The 19413-nt window shown below is 65.4% G+C and carries 18 protein-coding genes; 7 read left to right on the forward strand and 11 right to left on the reverse strand.

What is annotated here, in order from left to right:
- Window positions 1-18 precede the first annotated feature (18 nt).
- Complete coding sequence (locus tag PWP93_RS17515) at window positions 19-1200, reverse strand: isovaleryl-CoA dehydrogenase (RefSeq protein WP_421045303.1); 1182 nt, start codon at window positions 1198-1200, stop codon at window positions 19-21.
- Window positions 1201-1470: 270 nt separating this feature from the next.
- On the opposite strand from PWP93_RS17515, the gene PWP93_RS17520 reads away from it, so the two are divergent.
- Complete coding sequence (locus PWP93_RS17520) at window positions 1471-2217, forward strand: TetR/AcrR family transcriptional regulator (protein WP_421045304.1); 747 nt, start codon at window positions 1471-1473, stop codon at window positions 2215-2217.
- A gap of 72 nt (window positions 2218-2289) precedes the next feature.
- The gene (locus PWP93_RS17525) at window positions 2290-3300 is read left to right on the forward strand and encodes a DUF2891 domain-containing protein (RefSeq protein WP_421045305.1); all 1011 of its coding nucleotides are present in this window, start codon (window positions 2290-2292) and stop codon (window positions 3298-3300) included.
- 59 nt (window positions 3301-3359) lie between these two features.
- On the opposite strand, the gene PWP93_RS17530 is transcribed toward PWP93_RS17525, so the two are convergent.
- From PWP93_RS17530 to PWP93_RS17555, 6 genes are all read right to left on the reverse strand, one after another.
- Window positions 3360-4859 (reverse strand): chemotaxis protein CheW, encoded by a 1500-nt coding sequence (locus tag PWP93_RS17530; RefSeq protein ID WP_421045306.1) that lies wholly within the window; start codon window positions 4857-4859, stop codon window positions 3360-3362.
- Between the two features lie 80 nt (window positions 4860-4939).
- Window positions 4940-5437: a chemotaxis protein CheD gene (locus tag PWP93_RS17535; protein ID WP_421045307.1), complete on the reverse strand. Its 498-nt coding sequence runs from the start codon at window positions 5435-5437 to the stop codon at window positions 4940-4942.
- Complete coding sequence (locus PWP93_RS17540; RefSeq protein WP_421045308.1) at window positions 5424-6275, reverse strand: CheR family methyltransferase; 852 nt, start codon at window positions 6273-6275, stop codon at window positions 5424-5426. Before PWP93_RS17540 ends, PWP93_RS17535 begins: the two co-directional genes overlap by 14 nt.
- A 15-nt stretch (window positions 6276-6290) precedes the next feature.
- On the reverse strand, window positions 6291-7988 hold the full coding sequence (locus PWP93_RS17545) for a methyl-accepting chemotaxis protein (protein ID WP_421045309.1): 1698 nt from the start codon (window positions 7986-7988) through the stop codon (window positions 6291-6293).
- 254 nt (window positions 7989-8242) lie between these two features.
- Window positions 8243-9694, reverse strand: a complete 1452-nt coding sequence (locus tag PWP93_RS17550) for a DUF3443 family protein (protein WP_421045310.1) — start codon at window positions 9692-9694, stop codon at window positions 8243-8245.
- A gap of 14 nt (window positions 9695-9708) precedes the next feature.
- Window positions 9709-10176, reverse strand: a complete 468-nt coding sequence (locus PWP93_RS17555; protein WP_421045311.1) for a DUF2844 domain-containing protein — start codon at window positions 10174-10176, stop codon at window positions 9709-9711.
- A 392-nt stretch (window positions 10177-10568) separates the two neighbouring features.
- Between PWP93_RS17555 and PWP93_RS17560 the strand changes: the two genes are divergently transcribed.
- Both PWP93_RS17560 and PWP93_RS17565 read left to right on the forward strand, forming a co-directional pair.
- Window positions 10569-10937: a hypothetical protein gene (locus PWP93_RS17560; RefSeq protein ID WP_421045312.1), complete on the forward strand. Its 369-nt coding sequence runs from the start codon at window positions 10569-10571 to the stop codon at window positions 10935-10937.
- Between the two features lie 21 nt (window positions 10938-10958).
- A complete protein-coding gene (locus tag PWP93_RS17565; protein ID WP_421045313.1) occupies window positions 10959-11477 on the forward strand; it encodes a YMGG-like glycine zipper-containing protein in 519 nt (172 codons plus the stop codon).
- A gap of 11 nt (window positions 11478-11488) precedes the next feature.
- On the opposite strand, the gene PWP93_RS17570 is transcribed toward PWP93_RS17565, so the two are convergent.
- A complete protein-coding gene (locus tag PWP93_RS17570) occupies window positions 11489-14719 on the reverse strand; it encodes a transglycosylase domain-containing protein (RefSeq protein ID WP_421045314.1) in 3231 nt (1076 codons plus the stop codon).
- Between the two features lie 333 nt (window positions 14720-15052).
- Here PWP93_RS17570 and PWP93_RS17575 point away from each other — a divergent pair, with 333 nt between their 5' ends.
- Window positions 15053-15385 carry a hypothetical protein gene (locus PWP93_RS17575; protein ID WP_421045315.1) on the forward strand — a complete coding sequence of 111 codons (333 nt, stop codon included), beginning with the start codon at window positions 15053-15055 and terminating at the stop codon, window positions 15383-15385.
- A 201-nt stretch (window positions 15386-15586) separates the two neighbouring features.
- Window positions 15587-15856, forward strand: a complete 270-nt coding sequence (locus PWP93_RS17580; protein ID WP_421027040.1) for a hypothetical protein — start codon at window positions 15587-15589, stop codon at window positions 15854-15856.
- Between the two features lie 113 nt (window positions 15857-15969).
- Here the strand turns inward: PWP93_RS17580 and PWP93_RS17585 are convergent, their stop codons facing one another.
- A complete protein-coding gene (locus PWP93_RS17585; RefSeq protein WP_421026106.1) occupies window positions 15970-16692 on the reverse strand; it encodes a response regulator transcription factor in 723 nt (240 codons plus the stop codon).
- Between the two features lie 221 nt (window positions 16693-16913).
- On the opposite strand from PWP93_RS17585, the gene PWP93_RS17590 reads away from it, so the two are divergent.
- Entirely contained in the window at window positions 16914-18443 is a 1530-nt protein-coding gene (locus tag PWP93_RS17590; protein WP_421045316.1) for an MFS transporter, read from the forward strand.
- Here PWP93_RS17590 and PWP93_RS17595 read toward each other — a convergent pair.
- Window positions 18440-18709 (reverse strand): hypothetical protein, encoded by a 270-nt coding sequence (locus PWP93_RS17595; RefSeq protein WP_421026108.1) that lies wholly within the window; start codon window positions 18707-18709, stop codon window positions 18440-18442. The genes PWP93_RS17590 and PWP93_RS17595 overlap by 4 nt on opposite strands.
- A gap of 80 nt (window positions 18710-18789) precedes the next feature.
- Entirely contained in the window at window positions 18790-19221 is a 432-nt protein-coding gene (locus tag PWP93_RS17600; protein WP_421026109.1) for a DoxX family protein, read from the reverse strand.
- Between the last annotated feature and the right edge of the window lie 192 nt (window positions 19222-19413).

Raw genomic sequence — 19413 nt, forward strand, 5'->3', positions numbered from 1 at the left:
TATCCTCAGGATTGCGAATCAGGCGGTTTCCGCGAACAGCTCGCGGCCGATCAGCATGCGGCGAATCTCGCTCGTGCCCGCGCCGATTTCGTAGAGCTTCGCGTCACGCCAGAGGCGCCCGACCGGATACTCGTTGATATAGCCATTGCCGCCGAGGATCTGGATGGCCTCGCCGGCCATCCACGTGGCCTTTTCGGCGGTGTAGAGAATCACGCCAGCGCAGTCCTTGCGCACCTGGCGCACATGCTCCGTGCCGATCGAGTCGAGCTGGCGGCCAACCGCGTAGAGATACGCGCGGCAGGCCTGGAAGGTGGTGTAGAGATCCGCGACCTTGCCCTGGATGAGCTGGAATTCGCCGATGGCCTGGCCGAACTGCTTGCGCTCGTGAATGTACGGCACGACCGCATCCATCACGGCCGCCATGATGCCCGTGGGGCCGCCCGCGAGCACGGCGCGCTCGTAATCGAGGCCGCTCATGAGCACCTTCACGCCGCCGTTGAGCTGACCGAGGATATTTTCCTCGGGCACTTCGACGTCCTGAAACACGAGCTCGCCCGTGTGCGAGCCGCGCATGCCGAGCTTGTCGAGCTTTTGCGCCACGGAGAAGCCCTTCATGCCCTTCTCGACGATGAACGCCGTGATGCCGCGCGGGCCCGCTTCGAGATCGGTCTTCGCATAGACCACGAGCGTGTCGCAATCGGGGCCGTTGGTGATCCACATCTTCGTGCCGTTGAGCACGTATTTATCGCCCTTCTTATCGGCGCGCAGCTTCATGCTGACCACGTCAGAGCCGGCGTTCGGCTCGCTCATTGCGAGCGCGCCCACGTGCTCGCCCGAAACGAGCTTCGGCAGGTACTTGCGCTTTTGCGCCTCGGTGCCGTTGCGGTGGATCTGGTTCACGCACAGGTTCGAATGGGCGCCATACGAGAGGCCGACCGACGCCGAGGCGCGCGAGATTTCCTCCATCGCCACCATGTGTGCGGTGTAGCCCATGTTCGCGCCGCCGTATTCCTCGGAGACGGTCATGCCGAGCACGCCCAGATCTCCGAACTTGCGCCAGAGGTCCATCGGAAACTGGTCGGTGCGGTCGATCTCGCCCGCGCGCAGGGCGATTTCCTTTGCCGCGAAGTTCGCGATGCTGTCGCGCAGCATTTCGACTTCTTCGCCAAGCGGGAACTGCAAACCGGGTACGTTGCTCATCTGCGTGTCTCCTGTCGATGGGTCCTGGCGCTTTAGCGCCAGGTCCTATCCCATGCAAAGCTCAATTGGACGCGGGCGTTTTCGCGGGTGACGCGTCTGGCCCTTCGGGGACATATTTCACGCCACATTTACGTTAACGTCAATAGGTATTTTTGAGTTCCACTCAGATTTCTTCTATCACCGTGTTAACTGCGTGATTACCGCATTGAAAAGCGTGAAACATGGTGCATAATCTGCATCAATCCCGCCGAGAACTGAATTTAGCTCAGAATGTCGACCGCACCCACTTCCTTCATGCCCGCGTCGCGCCGCCAGCCGGCGGGCCGCAAGTCCCAGCAGCGCGTCAAGGAGATTCTCGAGGCGGGGCGCGAGGTGTTTTCCGAAAAGGGCTACGCGCGCGCCACCACAGCCGAGATCGCGCAGCGCCTGTCCATTTCCGAAGCCACGGTGTTCAGCTACTTTCGCGGCAAGCGCGAACTATGCGCGCGCGTGATCGGCGACTGGTATGACGAATCGATCGAGGCTATCGAGGCGGGCCTGCCGCACGACGGCACCGTGCGCCAGCAGTTTGCATTCATCGTGCGCATGCATCTGCGTCTGATGCTGGAGAGCGGCACGGGCATCTGCGAACTGGTGCTCTCGGAAGGGCGTACGCGCCATCACGAACTCAGCGAGGCGCTGACGGAAATGCAGCGCCGCTACACGGCGCCGCTCATGCGCGTGCTCGCGCGCGGTCAGGAATGCGGGCAGATCCGCAACGACATGCCGCTGCGCCTGCTGCGCTCCCTCATTTTCGGGCCGATGGAGCATGTGCTCTGGGACGCAACGCTCGCCAACCGCCGCACCGATATCGACGCCACGGCAGAGAAGCTCGCCGATGTGTTGTGGAATGCACTGCAACCGCCCAATATCGAACTGGCCGCGCTAGCGCAATTCAGCCAGGACGTGAGCGAGGCGATGCGCCGCCTCGAAAGCGAACGCGCGCCGCGCAAGGCGGGCGGCCAGGTTTCGCGCTAAGCTGGCGCTTTCGCATCCGCGCGCTTCCAGCGCCCCGACGCCCAGTCGCCCAGTCGCCACGCACAGACCGCCATGCACGCTACGCTCACCGCTGCGCTCGCCTCCCGCTTCGCATCTCTCGCGCTCGCTCACCTCACGCGCGAATATCCGAACAAGCTCACCCATTCGCTGGCCGGGCCGCAGGACGTACAGGGGCCGCGCGCGCTGCATCCGGTGTTCTACGGCAGCTACGACTGGCATTCGTGCGTGCATGGCTATTGGCTCGTCGCGCATCTGCTGGAGGGCTTCCCGGACTTGCCCGAAGCGCCGCGCATCGTCGCCGTGATCGACGAGCATTTCACCGATCCGAAGATGGCCGGCGAGCGCGCCTATCTCGACCTCGAACATAATCGCGGCTTCGAACGCCCTTATGGTTGGGCCTGGCTGCTCGCGCTCGCGGCGCAACTGCACGACATGAAGTTGCCCGAGGCGCAGCGCTGGTCGCGCACGCTCACGCCGCTCACCGAGGCGTTTGTCGAGCGCTTCGAGGAATTCCTGCCGAAAGCGACGTACCCGCTGCGCGTGGGCACCCACTTCAACACCGCGTTCGCGCTCACGCTCGCGCACGACTTCGCGCGCCAGACCTCGCGCGATGCGCTTGCGCGCCTGATCGAAGACACGGCGCGGCGCTGGCATACGAACGATGCGGGATGCCAGGCGTGGGAGCCGTCGGGCGACGAGTTCCTCTCGCCCGCGCTGATGGAAGCCGTGCTGATGAGCCGCGTTATGAGCCGTGAAGAATTCCTCGCGTGGTTCGGGCGCTTCCTGCCCGCGCTGGCCGCGCGCGAGCCGGCCACGCTGTTTCAACCCGCCACGGTCACCGACCGCACCGACGGCAAGATCGCCCATCTCGACGGCCTGAACCTGAGCCGCGCGTGGTGCCAGCGCACGCTCGCGCGCACGCTGCCTGCGGGCGACGCGCGCGCGGACGTCCTGCGCGCAGCGGCGCAGACTCACCTGGACGCAGCGCTCGATCACGTCGCCGGCGACTATATGGGCGAGCACTGGCTCGCCAGCTTCGCAACCCTCGCGCTCGAAGCCTGAGCGCCGCGCATTGCAGATCGCGCGCGCCGCTGGCTCAGCGGCGGCGCGCAAACCTACGTTCAAAACGCTGCCGCTTCCTCGGCCACCCGCTCGCACAGCGGGACAGGGTCGAGCAGCATCAAGGTGCCCTGTCCCGGCAACTCCACCGCCTCGCGCATGTCGCCGCGCGTCTGTGTGCCAGCAGCGCGCGTGAACATCTCGGGCATCGTCAACTGCGCACTGCCGTTGAGCGTGACGATGTCCTCCACTGAATCGACCAGCAGTCCGTATTTTTCGCCGCGATGCTCGACGATCAGAATCTTCGCGCGCGCGAGGTCCTCGTAGGGCGGCATCGCATACATCGAACGCACGTCGATGACGGTCACGAGCACACCGCGCAAGTTCAGCACGCCGCGCACGAACGACGGCAGGCCCGGCGTCTTGACGATGTCGTCGCGGTAGTCGATCACCTCGCGCAACTCGGCAATGCGCACGCCGATCAACTGGCCGATGCGGAAGGTCACGAGGGTTTGGCGCGTGCCGCCCCGCTTTTGAGCGGAATCGGCCGCTTGCGCCGCGTTGCGGTAGAGATCGCGATGCGTCGTCGCCAGCGTCGCGATGCGCTCGTTCGCAAAGAGCGCGCCGGCGTTCACGAGCAGCACGCCGGTCGAGTCCCCCGCTGCGAGGTAGCCCGCGAACAACGAGCGATGCGCGCCCCCATATGAAGGCATCTGCAATAGCTCGTCTTCGTGGTACGCGACGATGCTCGCGACTTCGTCCACCAGCAGACCGAAGCATCCCTCGTCCCGGTTGAGCACCACGATGCGCCGCTCCTCGGCGGCCACTGTGGCCGCAGCGACATCAGGCGCGCGCGCAAAGCCGAGGAACGCGCCGAAATCGAGCACCGGCACGGTTGCGCCGCGCAGGTTGAGCATGCCGATGCACACGTCGTCGGCCATCGGCGAATGCTGCAGCGCCGGCACGCGGATGATCTCCTGAATCGCCCCCATCGGCAGCGCGAGCGCGGTGCCCCCCACCTTGAACGACACGTTCTGGCGCCGCTGCCCCTGCTGCGCCCTGCGCTCCGTTGTGCGCGCAACCGGTTGCGCGAAATGCGGCACGTCGCGCAGCCCGAGCAGCGCCGCCGCGGAAAGCACCTGCAGAATGCGCTCGCCGCCATCGAGCTTGAGCACCGCGCCGATCGCCGCCGGCGCGCCGCCTTCGACGGGCTCAATCGCAATCACCTGGTCCTTGGGCACGCGCAGAATCTCGCCGGTCGCGTCGAACCGCAGGCCCACGCGCATGCCCGAAGCCTCCACAATGGCGATCTTGCGTGCGAGCGCCGTGCCTTCGTCGGGCAAGTGCAGCAACTGGTGCAGATCCACGACGGGAATCAGCGTGCCGCGCAGATTGAACAGCCCCAGCAGATAGGGCGGCGCGAGCGGAACCGGCGTCAGCGCCTCGGGGTGATTGACGACCTCCTGGAGCGCCGCGACGGGCAGCGCGAGCTCCGTGCCGGCCAGCAGGAACGACCCGTACAGCTCAAGCTGGCCGCCCGTGGCGAGCGTTCGATGGTTCATCGTGAAGCTCCGTAGCTAATGAGAACGAGAAGCGGCGAACGCGATGCGCGAGCTTCGGTAATGCGCGGCGGGCGCATGGTTCACCCCGGGCGCGAAAAGCGGCGCACGGCGTAGTCCTGCTGCCCGCAATCGATGGTCAACTGCCGGCCGCACTCGCCGCCCACATCGGTATGGATCACGCGCACGCGCGCATGCGCGAGCAGTTGCTGCGCCATGCGCACGTTCAACTCGCCTATCGGCTCGTGAATCGTGGTGCGGTGATGCATCATGTTGGCGCCGCCCGCCAGCACCGCTTCGATTTCTCCTTCGGCCGCGCCCTGCGCGCCCATCATCGAGATCAGCGCGGGCAATGCGTCCACCACGTATTTGGCGTCCTGGCCGGCGCGCTCCGCCGCCGTCCCGCGCACCTTGCCCACCGGCTGCGGCAGCAAGCAGTGCGCAAGCCCGCAGGCGCCGCGCGCGCGCCACAGCAGTCCGATGCCCACGCACGAACCCAGCGTCGCGCGCAGGATGCGGGCGTCTTCGCGGGTGCTCACCGCGATCTCGCACATCCGCACCTGCACGTCACGCGTGCTCATGGTCGCGCTCCTCGCGAAGCTGGCCGTTGCGATAGACAAGGGGTTGCTCGAACGTAAAGCCCGTCGTCACGCGGCTCAGCGACTCCGATTCGCCCACGATCAGCACGGCATCGGGGCGCATCGCGCGACGCACGTTCGCGAGCACGGCCCGCTGCCCTTCGAGGTCGAAGTAGATCAGCACGTTGCGCAGCAGCACCAGATCGAACTGGCCCAGATCGCGCGGCGCGGCGTAGAGATTGTGGCGGCGAAACGCGACATGTGCACGCAACGCGTCGACCACGTCCGCCTGCGACGCGTCACTGCGAAAATACTTCTGCAGCAGCGCGGCATTCCGCTCGCGCAAGCCTTCGAAACTGCGCCCCTTGTAACTGCCCGCGCGCGCGCTCGCCAGGATGCCGTCCGAGATATCGGTGCCGACGATCGCATAGCGAAACGCAGCCTCGTGCGCCCGGAACTCCTCGCAGAGCATGGCCGTGGACCAGGCCTCCTCGCCGCTCGACGCCGCCGCCGACCACACGCGCAGCGTCTCGCCGCGATGGGCCGCGTGCCATTGCGGCAGAAAGGTCTGCGCAAAGTACTCCCAGATGCGGGGCGTGCGAAAGAACGATGTCTCGTTCGTCGTCACGAGGTCGATGAAATCGCCCACCTCATCGGCATTCGTATCGAGCACCTGCAGATAGTCGCGGTAATCCGGCAAACCGAGCGCCATCACGCGGCGGCGCAGGCGGCCCTTGAGCATGGTCCACTTGCGCTCGTTCATGGCGATGCCGGTGTGGCGGCGCACCTGCTCGAACAACGCGCGCTGCACCGACGGTTCGACATCCTGATCGATATCCACACTTCCCCCGGCGTCCTAGACCACGAAGCGCGCAACCGTGTTGTCGAGCCCCTCGGCGCCGCCCTTGAGCGATGCCGCCGCGCGCGCGATGGTGTCGCACGCGCCCGCCGACTTCTCGGTCTCCTCCGCCACCTGCTGGATCGCCGCGCTCACTTCGCGCGCGGCCACGAGCTGCTCGTCGGCGCCGCAGGAAATCTCGGAGATCGCCTGGGTGGTGCGGGCCACGCCCGCCACGATCTTCTCGAACGCCTCGCCCGCCTGCTTCGAAATCTCGCTGCCCTGCGCGACCCGCTTGACCGACTCGTTGATGAGCTTCGAGATTTCCTTGGTCGCCTGCGAGGAACGCTCGGCGAGCTTGCGCACTTCGTCGGCGACGACCGAAAAACCGAGCCCATGCTCGCCCGCGCGCGCCGCCTCGATTGCGGCGTTGAACGCAAGCAGATTGGTCTGGCTCGCAATCTCGCCGATCACCTTGATGATCTCGCCAATGTCTTCCGACGAGCGATTGATGAGCTCCATCGCTTCGATCGAACGCGTCACCGCCTTCGCGCCGCGCTCGGCTTCCTGCTGCGTGTCCTTGGCCAGCTGATCGGCGCCGCGCGAGTTGTCGGCAATCGAGTTGATCGAAGCGGTCAGTTCCTCGATCGATGCGTTCATTTCCTCGACGGTCGCACCAAGCAACTGCGCGCCGCCCGCCACCGTGTCCGCGCGCGCGGCAATGTCCTGCGACGAGTCCTTGAACGTGCCCGCCGATTCCACGACCTTGCCGATCACGTCCGAAAGATCGCTCATCATGCTCTTGATGCCGGCGGCAAGCTGATCGATCGGCTCGTCCCCGGCCACTTCCACGTGGCCGGTCAAATCGCCCGACGCGGCGTTGCGCACCACGGCGAGCAGCTTCTCGACCTTGAGCTGATCGCTCTGCGCGCGGCGCTTCACGCTTTCTTCGAGCTCGACCTGCGCGCTAACGTCGTTTGCGAACTTGACGACTTTATAGGCGCGGCCGTTTGCGTCGAAGATCGGATTGTAGGTGGCCTGGATCCACACCACGCGCCCGCCCTGGCCGATGCGCTTGTAGCGGCCCGAATCGAACTCGCCGCGATTGAGCTTGGCCCAGAACTCGCGATAGTCGGGGCTCTGGACGTAGGCGTCCTCGCAAAACATGCGGTGGTGCTTGCCCTGGATCTCTTCGAGGCGGTAGCCGAGCGTGTCGAGAAAATTCTGGTTCGCCTGCAGCACGATTCCGTTCGGGTCGAACTCGATTACGGCCTGAGCCTTGTCGATCGCACGCAAACGCCCCTCGTATTCGGCGTGCCGCTCCTTGGCCGCCGTGATATCGGTGGCGAACTTGATGACCTTATAGGGACGACCATCCTCGCCCAGCACGGGATTGTAGGAGGCGTTGATCCAGATTTCGCGGCCCCCGCGCCCAATGCGGCGGTATTCGCCGCGCTCGAACTCGCCGCGCCCGAGGCGCTCCCAGAACTGGCGATACGCTTCGCCCAGCACATAATCAGGATCACAAAACATTCGGTGGTGCTTGCCGCGCACCTCCTCGAGCGTATAGCCGAGCACCGCCAGGAAATTATCATTGGCATGCAGGACGATGCCCTGCAAGTCGAACTCGATCACGGCCTGCACACGGTTCAGTGCCGCGCTCACTGCACTCAACTCAACCAGTTCGAGCTGACGGTCCGGCGTCGCATGTTCCATCGTTTTACCCTCGTTATTGTGTGCGCGTGGCTTTCGAGCCGATCGAGAACGGAAATCCCATGCGGCAGCCCTCGCGCTCACGAATTGGCCGCTCCTACCAGCGCTATATCGGCGCTTGCGCGACACGGCTTGACCAGGGGTTTCCGCCAGGGCAAACGTTTGCGCTGGTGCCGCTCCGGATATTTTCTTTTATGCATTTAAAGAAAAAGCGCGCCGTTTTGCGGCGCGCTTCTCATGGCAGTCGACCGGAAAAACTATCGCGAGAGATACGCAACATAGGGGCCCGTGACCCCCGCTCCCGACGACGTGCCTTCGATCCCGTAGTAGATGCGCCGGCCGTAGAAAAACGGCATGCCCAGATCGACGGTTTGCGCAAGGAACGTGGCAAGCGTACTGAACGCGAAGTTCAGCGACGCGAACATCGCATCCGCATTGCCAATGACGATGTCCGCGGCGCCAGTCGCGCCGTTCGTGTCGGAGAGCGCGACTGAACGCTTGAGCGGCGTGGCGGGCACATAGAAGCCCTTATCCTGGATGATCGACCAGTCCTCGAAACTCAACGTGTTCGACCCCGAGTCGATGAACGTTTGCACCGTGCTGCCGTTGCCGACGCTGCCTTTGAAATTGCCCCAGCGATCGGTCGCGAGCACGGTTGCGCCCGCACCCGCCAACTGGTTGTTCGCCTGCGTGCCGATGCCGAAGATCACCGTGCCGGTCGCCGTGGGCGCGCCATCAGCGGCAATCGCCGAGGTGTCCACGATCACGCCGTTATTGTCGACCGGAAAGAGCGCCACCGGATTCGTGACCTGGTTCGCAAGCGGCATCGAGATGGGCGTGGCGAGCCCGGTGTCGGCGTAGTAGTAGCCCGTGCGCGGCGTGGGTCGCGTGCACGCCGCGCCGCAATCGTAGCGCGCGACGCCCACGCCGAGTACGCCGTTCGCGCCCAGCACCGCCGGGCTCGTGAGCGCGGTATTCCAGACACACGAAGCCGGCGCAGGCGAGGCGATGGCGGCGTCGCCAATTACCTGGATGGGCACGTCGGGAGCCACCTCGCGCGCCAGCTTCACATCCGCCGCGCGCAAGCTTCCCCACGTATAGCCCGAGCCGAACGCGCCACACGCCGCCACGTTCTTGCCACTGGCGGGATCGGTTTGCACGGGCAGTGCGGCGAGCGTCGAGGCAGGAATCGCCGATGCGTAGAGGCGCAAGCCGAATGAGCCGGTGTCGAGCAACACGTTGTCGATCGTCGCGCAATTCGTCTGCGCGCCGCTGCCGGGCTGACACACGGTAACGCTCACGAGCGGGAAGTTGCGCACGGCGCTTGCCGATGAAACGAGCACCGGAATCGTATTGCCGATATCGGCAACGGAATCGCCACCCGACGAAGTGCCTGAGCCAGAGTCCGAAGTGCCGGAGCCTGAACCGCCTGAACCCGAACCGCCTGAACCAGATCCCCCGGAACTCGATCCGCCCGAACCCGAACCGCCGGAACCCGAACCGCCCGAACTCGATCCGCCCGAACCTGAACCACCCGAACCACCCGAACTCGGGCTCTTGCCGCCCGACGCGCCGCCGCTTGCCGCGTCCGACGCCGCCGAGGCCCCTGCGGCTGTGCTGTTCGATACGGCCGGGCCGTCCCCGCCGCCGCCACAACCCGCCAGCAGCATGCTCGCGCTGAGCGCACAAACCATCATGATCTTGTTCATTGCGCGTTCCCAGCTCATTGGATCAGGTCGACGTTGAAGCCTTGCGGCAGCGTCTTGGGCAACCACGCACGGCCCGTCAATGCACCCATATGGCCGCCCGTCTCGACGACGAGGTCAGGCTGATGCATGGCAACCGGCCCGTAGCCGCCGCGCCGTGCCGACTGCGCCGCCGCCAGCCCCTTTTGCCAGGCGGGAAAGTAGTTGCCCAGCAGCGCGTCGAGCGAGCCGATACGCGGGCCACGCCAGGAAACGGCAAAGACGGTGCCGCTGGCGTCGAGATACTCATGGATCACGGTGTCGTTTTCGAGCATGGTTGTCGTGACGGTCCACGTCACGGTGGCCGCGTTGACGGCTGCCATCAAGCGCGTGGCCGGCGTCCGCTGCGCATCAGGAAATGCGGGCGCGCCGCCCAATCCCGCCCATGCGGGCGCAGCGGCGAGTCCTATCGCCGCCGCCGTACCCACCGTCAGAATTCCCTTCATGTTGTAGTCCTTAGTAAATCGGTGACGTGCAATCAATAGTCGACGCCTCGCACGGAGCGTGCGAGCGAGTCTAAGCGGGTCGCGGCGTGCACACGGTGACCGGCTAATCGAAATGACTATTTGAATTCTTCACGCCATTACGACGCATCGGCGTCTTACACGCTGAAAGCCCCTGTTCATCGGGGGGCGGACGTGCTCAGGCACGGCGACGAGAGGCCACGGACCGCCCTGGCGAACGGTCACATCCTGTCGCATCGTTGTAACAACTCGAAAAATCAGTGGCGCTCGCGTAATTGCATTGAAGGGCGCTATGTCTTAGCGTTTCAGGATGCGCGGGCGCGCAAGGTCAGACCGGCACGAGCGCACCGCCCAATCCCGTTCTGGAGATCGTCGTGAAAAGGTCGAAATGGATGTTCGGGGCCGCCACGGCCGCTCTGGCTGCCCTCGCCGGCGCGAGCGGCGCGGCAAACGCCGCGCGCGCGGGTGTTTTCATCGGCGGCGGCGTACCCTATTACTACCCGGTTGCCCCGGTGCCTTACTACTATGCGCCGGGGCCCGTGATCGTCGCGCCGCCCCCGCAAGCGCCCGAGTACATCGAGCAGGGCCAGCAACAGGCGCAAGCGCCAGGCAACGACTACAACGAGAGCGAAAACAGCGACACGTGGTATTACTGCGACGCGTCGAAAACCTACTATCCGTATGTGAAGCAATGCTCGTCAGGCTGGCGCGCCGTGCCGGCCCAGCCCGCGCCTTCGAACTGATCCGACTACATCGAGTTGCACATGAAAACGACCTGTCTCGCGCTGCTCGCCGCTGCGGGCCTTTTGAGCGCATGCGCCGTGGTCCCGGCCGGACCGAGCGTGATGGCCCTGCCGGGCACCGGCAAGAGCTTCGACCAGTTCCGCAACGACGACTACAACTGTCGCCAGTTCGCCTTCCAGCAGGTGGGCGGCGCCACCACCAACCAGGCCACGACCAATACCGCCGTGGGCAGCGCCGTGGTCGGCACGGCGCTTGGCGCTGCCGCGGGCGCCGCGTTCGGCGGCGGCAACGGTGCGGCCATCGGCGCGGGCGCCGGCCTGCTCGCGGGCAGCGCGGTCGGCATGGGCAACGTACAAGGCTCGGCCTACGACGTCCAGCGCCGTTACGACTACGCGTATCTCCAGTGCATGTACGCCACCGGCAACCGCGTTCCCGTGCCGGGCGGCATGCAGACGCAACAGCCGTACTATCAGCCTCAGCAGCGCTATCTGCCGCCTCCGCCGCCCGGGTCGCCGCCGCCGCCCCCGGGTTCGTATTGATCGGCGCTGCGTTATTTCATGCTCGCCTTCACCTGAACTGATTCGGCATCCGAATAAGCGCCGCGCGCCGTACTGGCCCCGCCCGCGGCCGCGCGCAGTTGCGCAAGCGGCAGGCTCACGCGTTGCACAGCGCCTGTCTGCCGATCGATCAACGTCATCTCCTGCGAGCCGGTTCCGGCCCTCAGCTTGCCATCCGGCGCGCCCTTGTCCTCCAGCAGCGGTTGCAGCACCGGCGCGAGCGACTTCAGCAACTGCACCGAAAGCGCGCTCGTGAACGAGTAGCGGGCCGCATAGGGCTCGTGCACCCACGCAGTGAGCGTGCCGTAGAAGCGATCGCCGATGACGAACACGAACGTCGCGCAGCGGTTCACCTTGCGCGACTCGATCAGGCGGGCGCCCGGCGCATACACGTTAAAGCGCTGATCGCCCGTGCCGGTCTTGCCGTAGACCGGCAGCGTCTTGCCGCCGGGGAACGCCATGCCGTCGGCGAGCCGCTTGGCCGTGCCGCCTTCCACCACCGAAGCCAGCAACTCGCGCGCGACCTGCGCGATTTCCGGCGAGATGAGCGGCTGCGGCGGCGTGGCAGCATGCACGAAGCGTGTTTCGTACGGTGTGCCGCGCGCGAAGTCGAGCGATTCGAAGCTATGCGTCGGCAACTTCTCGCCGTTGCTGGAGATGAGGCCGATCAGATAAGCGAGCGCCGAAGGCCGGTCGCCCGACGCGCCAATCGCCGCGCCATACGAAGGCGTGATGTTGTCGAACGGGTAGCCGAGCGCACGCCACGACTTGCCGATCTCGGCATACGCCTTCATTTCGATCATGCGGCGAATGCGCCGGCTCTGTGTCGCGTAATAGCGCGTCTTGAAGAGCCACTTGTAGGTATAGAGGCGCACGTCGCGGCTCTGCGCCTGGATCTGCGCGAGCGTCGCCTCCGGGTGCGTGTGCAGGTAGTTGAGCAGCCACAGTTCGAGCGGATGAATACCTGCGATATAGCCGCGGTCGTTGAGATTGAATTTGTCGATCGCATATTTGTTGTAGTACCCAGCGAGATCGTCGTCGCTGAGCCACTGGAACTTGGTGTTCTTCAGTTGCGCGCGCATCTGCGCGTTGAACCACGCCGGGTCGCCGTCCGGGTTCGCGCTGCGCAGCACCGTCGCGATCCGCGCAGGCCCCTTGCGCGTGTGCTTGAGCAGGATCTGCAGCGCCTCGTCGTTGCTCTTGCCCGCGTAGCGCATGTAGAAGCGCTTCATGTAGACCTGGCTCTCGCCATCGGCGAACTGCGTGAGGTAGTGGTTGCGCACCGCCGGATCGTCGAGGTAAGCCGAGGGCGGCCCCGACACCTGGATCATCTCGTAGTGGACGATGTCGCGCATGAGCCGCACGAACACGAGATTCACCGAATGCTGGAACGCGCTCTGCACGGTGAGGATCTGCGCGTTCTCGCTCGACTCGAAATTGGTGAAGCTTTGCGCGCCGCCGCCCGTGTAGAAGGTCTCGCCCGGATTCGCGGAATATTTGCGCTGCACCGCCGCTTCGAGCATCGAGGGCAGCGAATGATCGCGCGTCGTCGAGAGATAGTCGAGCGCCCAGCGCGTGAGCGCGTCGCTCGGGTCGACCTGCGGGATCATCGCGCGCAGCGTCTTGGGATCTTCGTTGGCGTACTTCGCGTTCAACGCGCTCACGATCTGCAAATATGTGATGAGCGTGCGCAGCTTCGCAGTCGAGCCGAGATTCAGCCGCGCGCCGGAATTGATGTCGAACGGCTGGTTCACGCTGTCGGTCTGCACGCGCACGAGGTTCTCGTTGCCGCGCCGCTCGAACAGCGCGAAGCTATAGGCGATCTTCGACGGATCGTCGGCGGGCGTGAGCATCTTGTCGCCCACCAGCCCCGCCGCGCGCGCGCCGTCCTTGGTCGCCGCATCGGCGAGCCGGTCGTTCACAGCCTGCTGCACGGCGTCGTCGAGCGTGGACGTGGCGGACAGATCGAGACGGTCGAGATCGTAGATCGTCTTCAGCCCTAGCGACTGCATCAATTGCGTGCGCATCGTGAGCACCGTCTTGCGCTCAACGTAGGAGGCCGGTGCGCGCGGCTTGGACTTCGTGCGATCGAGCGTGAGCTGCGTCGCGAGCGCGGCGTCGCGCAGCGCGGGCGAAATCACGCCGCCGCTGCCGAGCAGGCGCAGATAGCTGTCGGTGAGCTTGGCAAGCGCGTCGTTGTTCTTCTGCAGGAAATACGAGGGCGCGCGCTGGGCGATCAAGAGCGAGAGCACCTGGCGGAATGCGAGCGCCTGCTCGTCGAGCGTCGTTTCCGACACGGGCTCGCGCAGAATGCGGTTGACGTCGCGGAAGTCGCGCCCGTACCAGGCCGCGAGGCCGTCACCGAGACCGTTGACTTCGCCCACGCCAGCCTTCGCCGAGAGCGGCACGGAATTCAGGTAATGCACGAGAATCTGCTGGCGCGCGGGCATGGTTTGCGGGCCGTCGAGATAGGCGCGCACCGAGGCCGACGCGATCTGGCGCAGCTTCTCGGGCGGCGTCGCGGTGCGCCCGCCATCGGAATGGCGGAACTTCTCGATTTGCGTGGCGAGCGTGCTGCCGCCCGGCGTGTGCTGATGCCGGTTCACGAGCCGAGCGCCCTGATCGACGAGTGCGCGGCTAAAGCGCCCCCAGTCGATGGCCGGATTGCGGTTCGGCTGATCGGCGGCGAGCAGGTATTTGTCTTCGATGAAGAGCAGCGAGTCGCGCACGAGCGGCGGCACGGCGTCGAAGTTCTCGTAGGTGCGCTGCGGATAACGCGTGTGGAACAGCGTCGCGCCGTTCGTATCGCGCAGCACGATGCCGGCCTGGTCCTTTTCTTCATAAGGGAGGAAAAGGCCTTCGTCGGCGAGCGCGATCATGCGCGCGGAATCGCGCGCCTGCGCGGCCACGGTGAAGCCGCGCTGTTCGAGACGCGCGGTGAACGCCGGCAACTGGGCATAACCGAGCCGCACGTCGTAAGGGCCGTTCGTCGTGGGGAAGCGGATGCTGTGGCTCTGCCCCGGCTCGACCGCGAAGCCGATGTCGCGCGTGAGTTCGGAGAAATAGCGCGCCTGAAGTCTTGACGTATCGATTTCGATCTGGACGATGCGCACCAGGATAGCGATGGCAACCAGAATCGCGACGACGAAACCCCATTTGACCCACCGCCAGACTGAACCGGCATGGGTGGCAGGAAGAGGAAAACGGACCGACGGGCGGCTCATGGTTATTCTCCCTGACGTCGCGCCAGATCGCGGGTACACCGCTGAGATAGTCTATCTCGCCTCGGTGATTCGTGGGCGGCCGTATCGCGCTGCGGCGACGTCAGTCGCGTGCCCGCAACAGCCATGCCCGGCGCGCAGCCCCCCCCCCCCTGCACAGCCGAGCCCGAATCGCTACTCGTGTTTCCACTGTATGAGGGCTGTGTGTCGCGCGCATGGCGTTGGCCCACGGACATCGCACGACGCCGGCACGCGATGTGCTGCCGCTATAATCTTCAGTTCCTTGTCGCTCGCGGCCGCCCGTTCCGGTCGCCCACCCGGTCGCAAACGAGACATATGAAGAAACTTGCCGTACCCCTCGTCCTTTCGCTCAGCCTCGGCGCTTGCGCCTGGTTCCAGGGCAATCCGGATTCCGGCCAGCCCGTCATCGATTCCACGACCAACCGGTCGGTTCAGGATGTCGTCTCGTGCCTGACGGCGCAGGCCACCAGGCACGGTGTGAGCTTCCAGACGAGCGCGCTGCCGCAGGGCGAAATGCTCGACTTCGGCGATTCGAACATCATCAAGATTCGCGCCGACAACGGCACGACCACCTATCGCTTCTACCCCGGCAAGCGTCATTCGGGAAACCTGTGGATCGAAAGCGCGAGCAAGACCTGCGCGCCCTGAGGCAACGTGTTTTGCGCCACGCAGCGCAAGCCTGCTTAACACGCGCTTACGGGCGCGTTCAAATTGATTACGGGCTGTAACGGCATGTAGTACGGCGACATATCTCCAGAAGCGGGATTTAAGAATCGCTTAAGTCTTCGTCCGCATCATCGCCTCACCCCGGAAGAAACGCAGCAGGAGATGCCCGTGGACTGGACTGGATTGAAGAAGCATCAAGCAGCAACCGAAGCGCGGCCGGCCCGGCCCGCGAAGCGCACGATACTGCGGCGCCTGCTGAGCCATCACGAGCTCGCCACGCTGCTGCTGTTGCTGCATGCGCCCATCAATGCAAGCGCCAAGCCCGAGATCACCACGCTGCGCGAAGCCGGTCTCGTCGAGCAAGTGCCCGGCGACACCACCGCGGGCGACGCGCTGATCCGCCTGACGCCCGAGGGCAATGCGGTGCTGCAGGGGCTCGGCATCGCGCGCTGATACTGCTCACAAGCGGGCGCAAGCAAGAAATAACAAAACGGCGGCACGCCAAAAGCGTGCCGCCGTTTTTCATTGGCCAGTGACGCGAATCACTCCGTCATGGGCGCCGTGCATCACGCCGCCGCGAGTTCGTCGAGCGACACCGATTCGTCCTGCAAGCGCAGCAACCGGTAGCCGCTCTTGTAGACGGGCTGCAGACGAAAACCGTTGTGCTCTTCGATCTCCAGCAGCACGCGCAGGCGCGAGACATGACTGTCGATGGTGCGCGTGAGCGTATGCAGCTCGCGCCCCCAGACCATCGCGTAGATATGATCGCGCGAGAGTACGCGGCCGATATTCGCGAAAAACAGCGAAGCGAGCCGGTACTGCGTGCCCGACAATTCGACGGGCTTGCCATGCACCGTGACGGTCTGGCGGCGCATGTCGAAGTGATACGGGCCGACCTCGAGCGCCACGTTGTCGTAACGATCCGGAAAGGCGCGCCGCAGCAGTGCATTCACGCGCGCGCGAAACACCGACGGACACACCGGCAGGCTCACGTAGTCGTCCGCCCCCACCGAGAACGCGCGCACGACGCTCTCGTCCGAGTCGTCCTCGGAAGCGAACAGCACCGGAATCTGATTGCCGTTCACGGCGCGCACCGTCTTCAGCAATTCCGCGCCCGAAAGACGCGATCCCTGCCAGTCGAGCACGAGCATGTCGACGGTGGACGCGGCCAGCGCCTTGGCGAGCGTGATGCCGTCGCTGAACGGCATGCATGCGTGGCCGCTTTGCGTGAGCGTCCGCTCGATCAACCCGCGCTGGCCAGCGTCGCGCTGGAGAATTGCGATGCGCATAGAAACCTCCCTTTTCCGAACAAAGCGGGAGCAATTCTGTGGAGATGTGCAAAGGCAGCCCATAAGAGGACTCTGAATTGCAACCAGGAGCGGGTAATTCCTGCGACGTCGGCGTGAAGACCTGACAGGCCCGCTGCCGAGACGATGGCAGGCGCCGCCATGCTTCGATCTTTCACGTCGCACTGAAACGTCGTGGCGGCCCGCGTTCTAAGATACGTCGCATGAATACGCCATCGGCCCCTTCGCCCCGCTCCCCACACTTCACGCCCGCGCTCATGCGCGTAGTGGGCACCGTGAGCGTGGGCTTCGTCGTGACGCAACTCGACGTCACCATCGTCAACATCGCGCTGGCGCGCATCGCTACCGACCTGCACGCGAACGTCGCCGGGCTGCAATGGATCGTCGACGCCTACACGCTCGCCTTCGCCGTGCTGATGCTCTCGGGCGGCGTGCTCGGCGATCGCTACGGCGTGCGCCGCATGTACGCGGCCGGGCTCGTGATGTTCGCTCTCGCCTCGTTGGCCTGCGGGCTCGCGGCCAATCCGGGCTTGCTGATCGCGGCGCGCGCGCTGCAAGGCGCCGGCGCGGCCGCGATGCTGCCCAACTCGCTCGCGCTCCTGAACGAGGCCTGCCGCCACGAACGCACGCTGCGCGCCCGTGCCGTGGGTTTCTGGACCGCCGCCGGCGCGATTTCGATCGCCGCCGGACCGATTGCCGGCGGCCTGCTGATCGCCGCCTTCGGCTGGCGCAGCATCTTTCTCGTCAATCTGCCGCTCTGCGCGGCAGGCCTCGCGGCCACGCTGGCGTGGATTCCTGCATCGCGCAACGCAAGCAGCGTGGCTGCGAACGCCGCGAGCGCCCCGGCGCAGCGCCCGCGCAGCCTCGACCTGCGCGGCCAGTTGCTTGCCGTCGTCGCCCTCACGGCGTTCACCGGCGCGGTGATCGAGTGGCGGCCGCTCGGCTTCGCGCACTGGGCCGTGTGGGGCGGCTTCGTGCTGGCGCTGGCCGCAGGCGCCGCGTTCGTCACGCTCGAAGCGCGCATCGAAGCCCCCATGCTGCCGCTTGCCATGCTGCGCAACCGCATCTTCAGCACGGCCGTGCTATTCGGCGTGTGCGTGAATCTGACCTACTACGGCACCGTGTTCGTGCTCGCGCTGTTCCTGCAGCATGCGCGCGGCCAGTCGCCGTTGCAGGCCGGGCTCACCTTCATCCCGCTCACGGGCGGCTTCCTGCTCTCCAACATCGCGAGCGGACACGTGGTCGCGCGCTACGGCACGCGCTTGCCGATGATCGGCGGCGCGCTGGTGGCGGGGCTCGGCTATGCGCTGCTGATTCCTGTCGATGCGAACACGCCGCTGATCGCGCTGCTCGCGGCGTTTCTGCTGATTCCCGGCGGCATGGGACTCGCAGTGCCGGCCATGACCACGACGGTGCTGGCCTCGGTCGAACCGGCCCGCGCGGGCACGGCATCGGCATTGCTCAATACGGCGCGCCAGGCGGGCGGCGCGGTGGGCGTGGCGGCGTTCGGCGCGCTCACGGGCAGCGGCGCGGCGGCGCAGGTCGTGAGCGGCCTGCACGCGGATACGGCAATCTCGGCCATGCTGCTTCTGGTGGCGGCATGCCTCGCCTGGAGCATGCGCTCGGACGCGACGGCCCCTGCCACTCTCAACGTCACGCACACGAGCGCACCGCGCCGGGGAAAACGCGCATACGAATCAGGCGTGGAGGACAACGAAGCCGCGCGCGGCTAGAGCGACGCTTCCTGAATTGCACCCGTGCTCAGCGCACGTTCGATCAGCCCTTCGGTTTGCGCCTTGCGAATGGCATGCGCGATCAGCCGGTCGGGCTCCTCGAGTTCGGCCTTGAGTGTGCCGAGCAGCCCCGAGGCATCGAGTATCACCAGCGTCTTCGCGGTATCGGCGGTGCTGATCAGCACGCGGCGCGTGCCGTCCTCGGCCAGGCTCGCGCAGAACTGCCCGGCCCGGCCCCCCACGTTGAATTCGAAGTGTTCTATCACAGCGGGCTCCCAAGTTTCCTGGTGGATCTTGTTCGTTATAGGCGTGCCGCATGTAACGGTGTGGGCAACCGGGCTAGCCTTCAGCCCCGCAGCCCGCTGCGCGGCGCACGCAGCCCATCGAAAGAAGCACGTCCCGCGCCCGTTACCGCGAGCAGCAGGAACCCGCCCGCGATCGCGATGTTTTTCCAGAAATGCACGACCGCATCCTGTTGACGCGCGGCCTCGGTGATATTCCAGAAGTCATGCCCAAGTACCGCCGTGACGATGGTGTAAGCGGCCAGCACGAATGCCACGAAGCGCATGCGCACGCCGAACACGAGCGCGAGTCCGCCGAGCAACTCCACTCCGGTGGCAACGGGCGCCATGAATTGCGCATAAGGCACGCCATGCGCATGCAGATAAGCGATGAACCCCGCGTACCCCAAAAGCTTCATGGCGCCGCCCCATAAAAACAGAATCGCGAGCGCAATTCGGGCGATGAAGATGATCAGGGAATCCGCGGGACGTGTCATGAAGGGCTCCGATATGCAATATGGCAGTGACATCGGTCTCTTCCTACAGTTCCCTACTTAATGGATTACGCGTATATCAACAGACAGATCGGCGGACCACGAGTCAGCGCCCGCGAACGAAACCGACATCGGGCGGCAGCAGTCGCCGCCCCGGCAGATATTGATTTGCACTGCCATCTATGTGGTAGCCGG

The organism is Paraburkholderia sp. A1RI-2L, assembly GCF_048957375.1.
Lineage (GTDB): Bacteria > Pseudomonadota > Gammaproteobacteria > Burkholderiales > Burkholderiaceae > Paraburkholderia.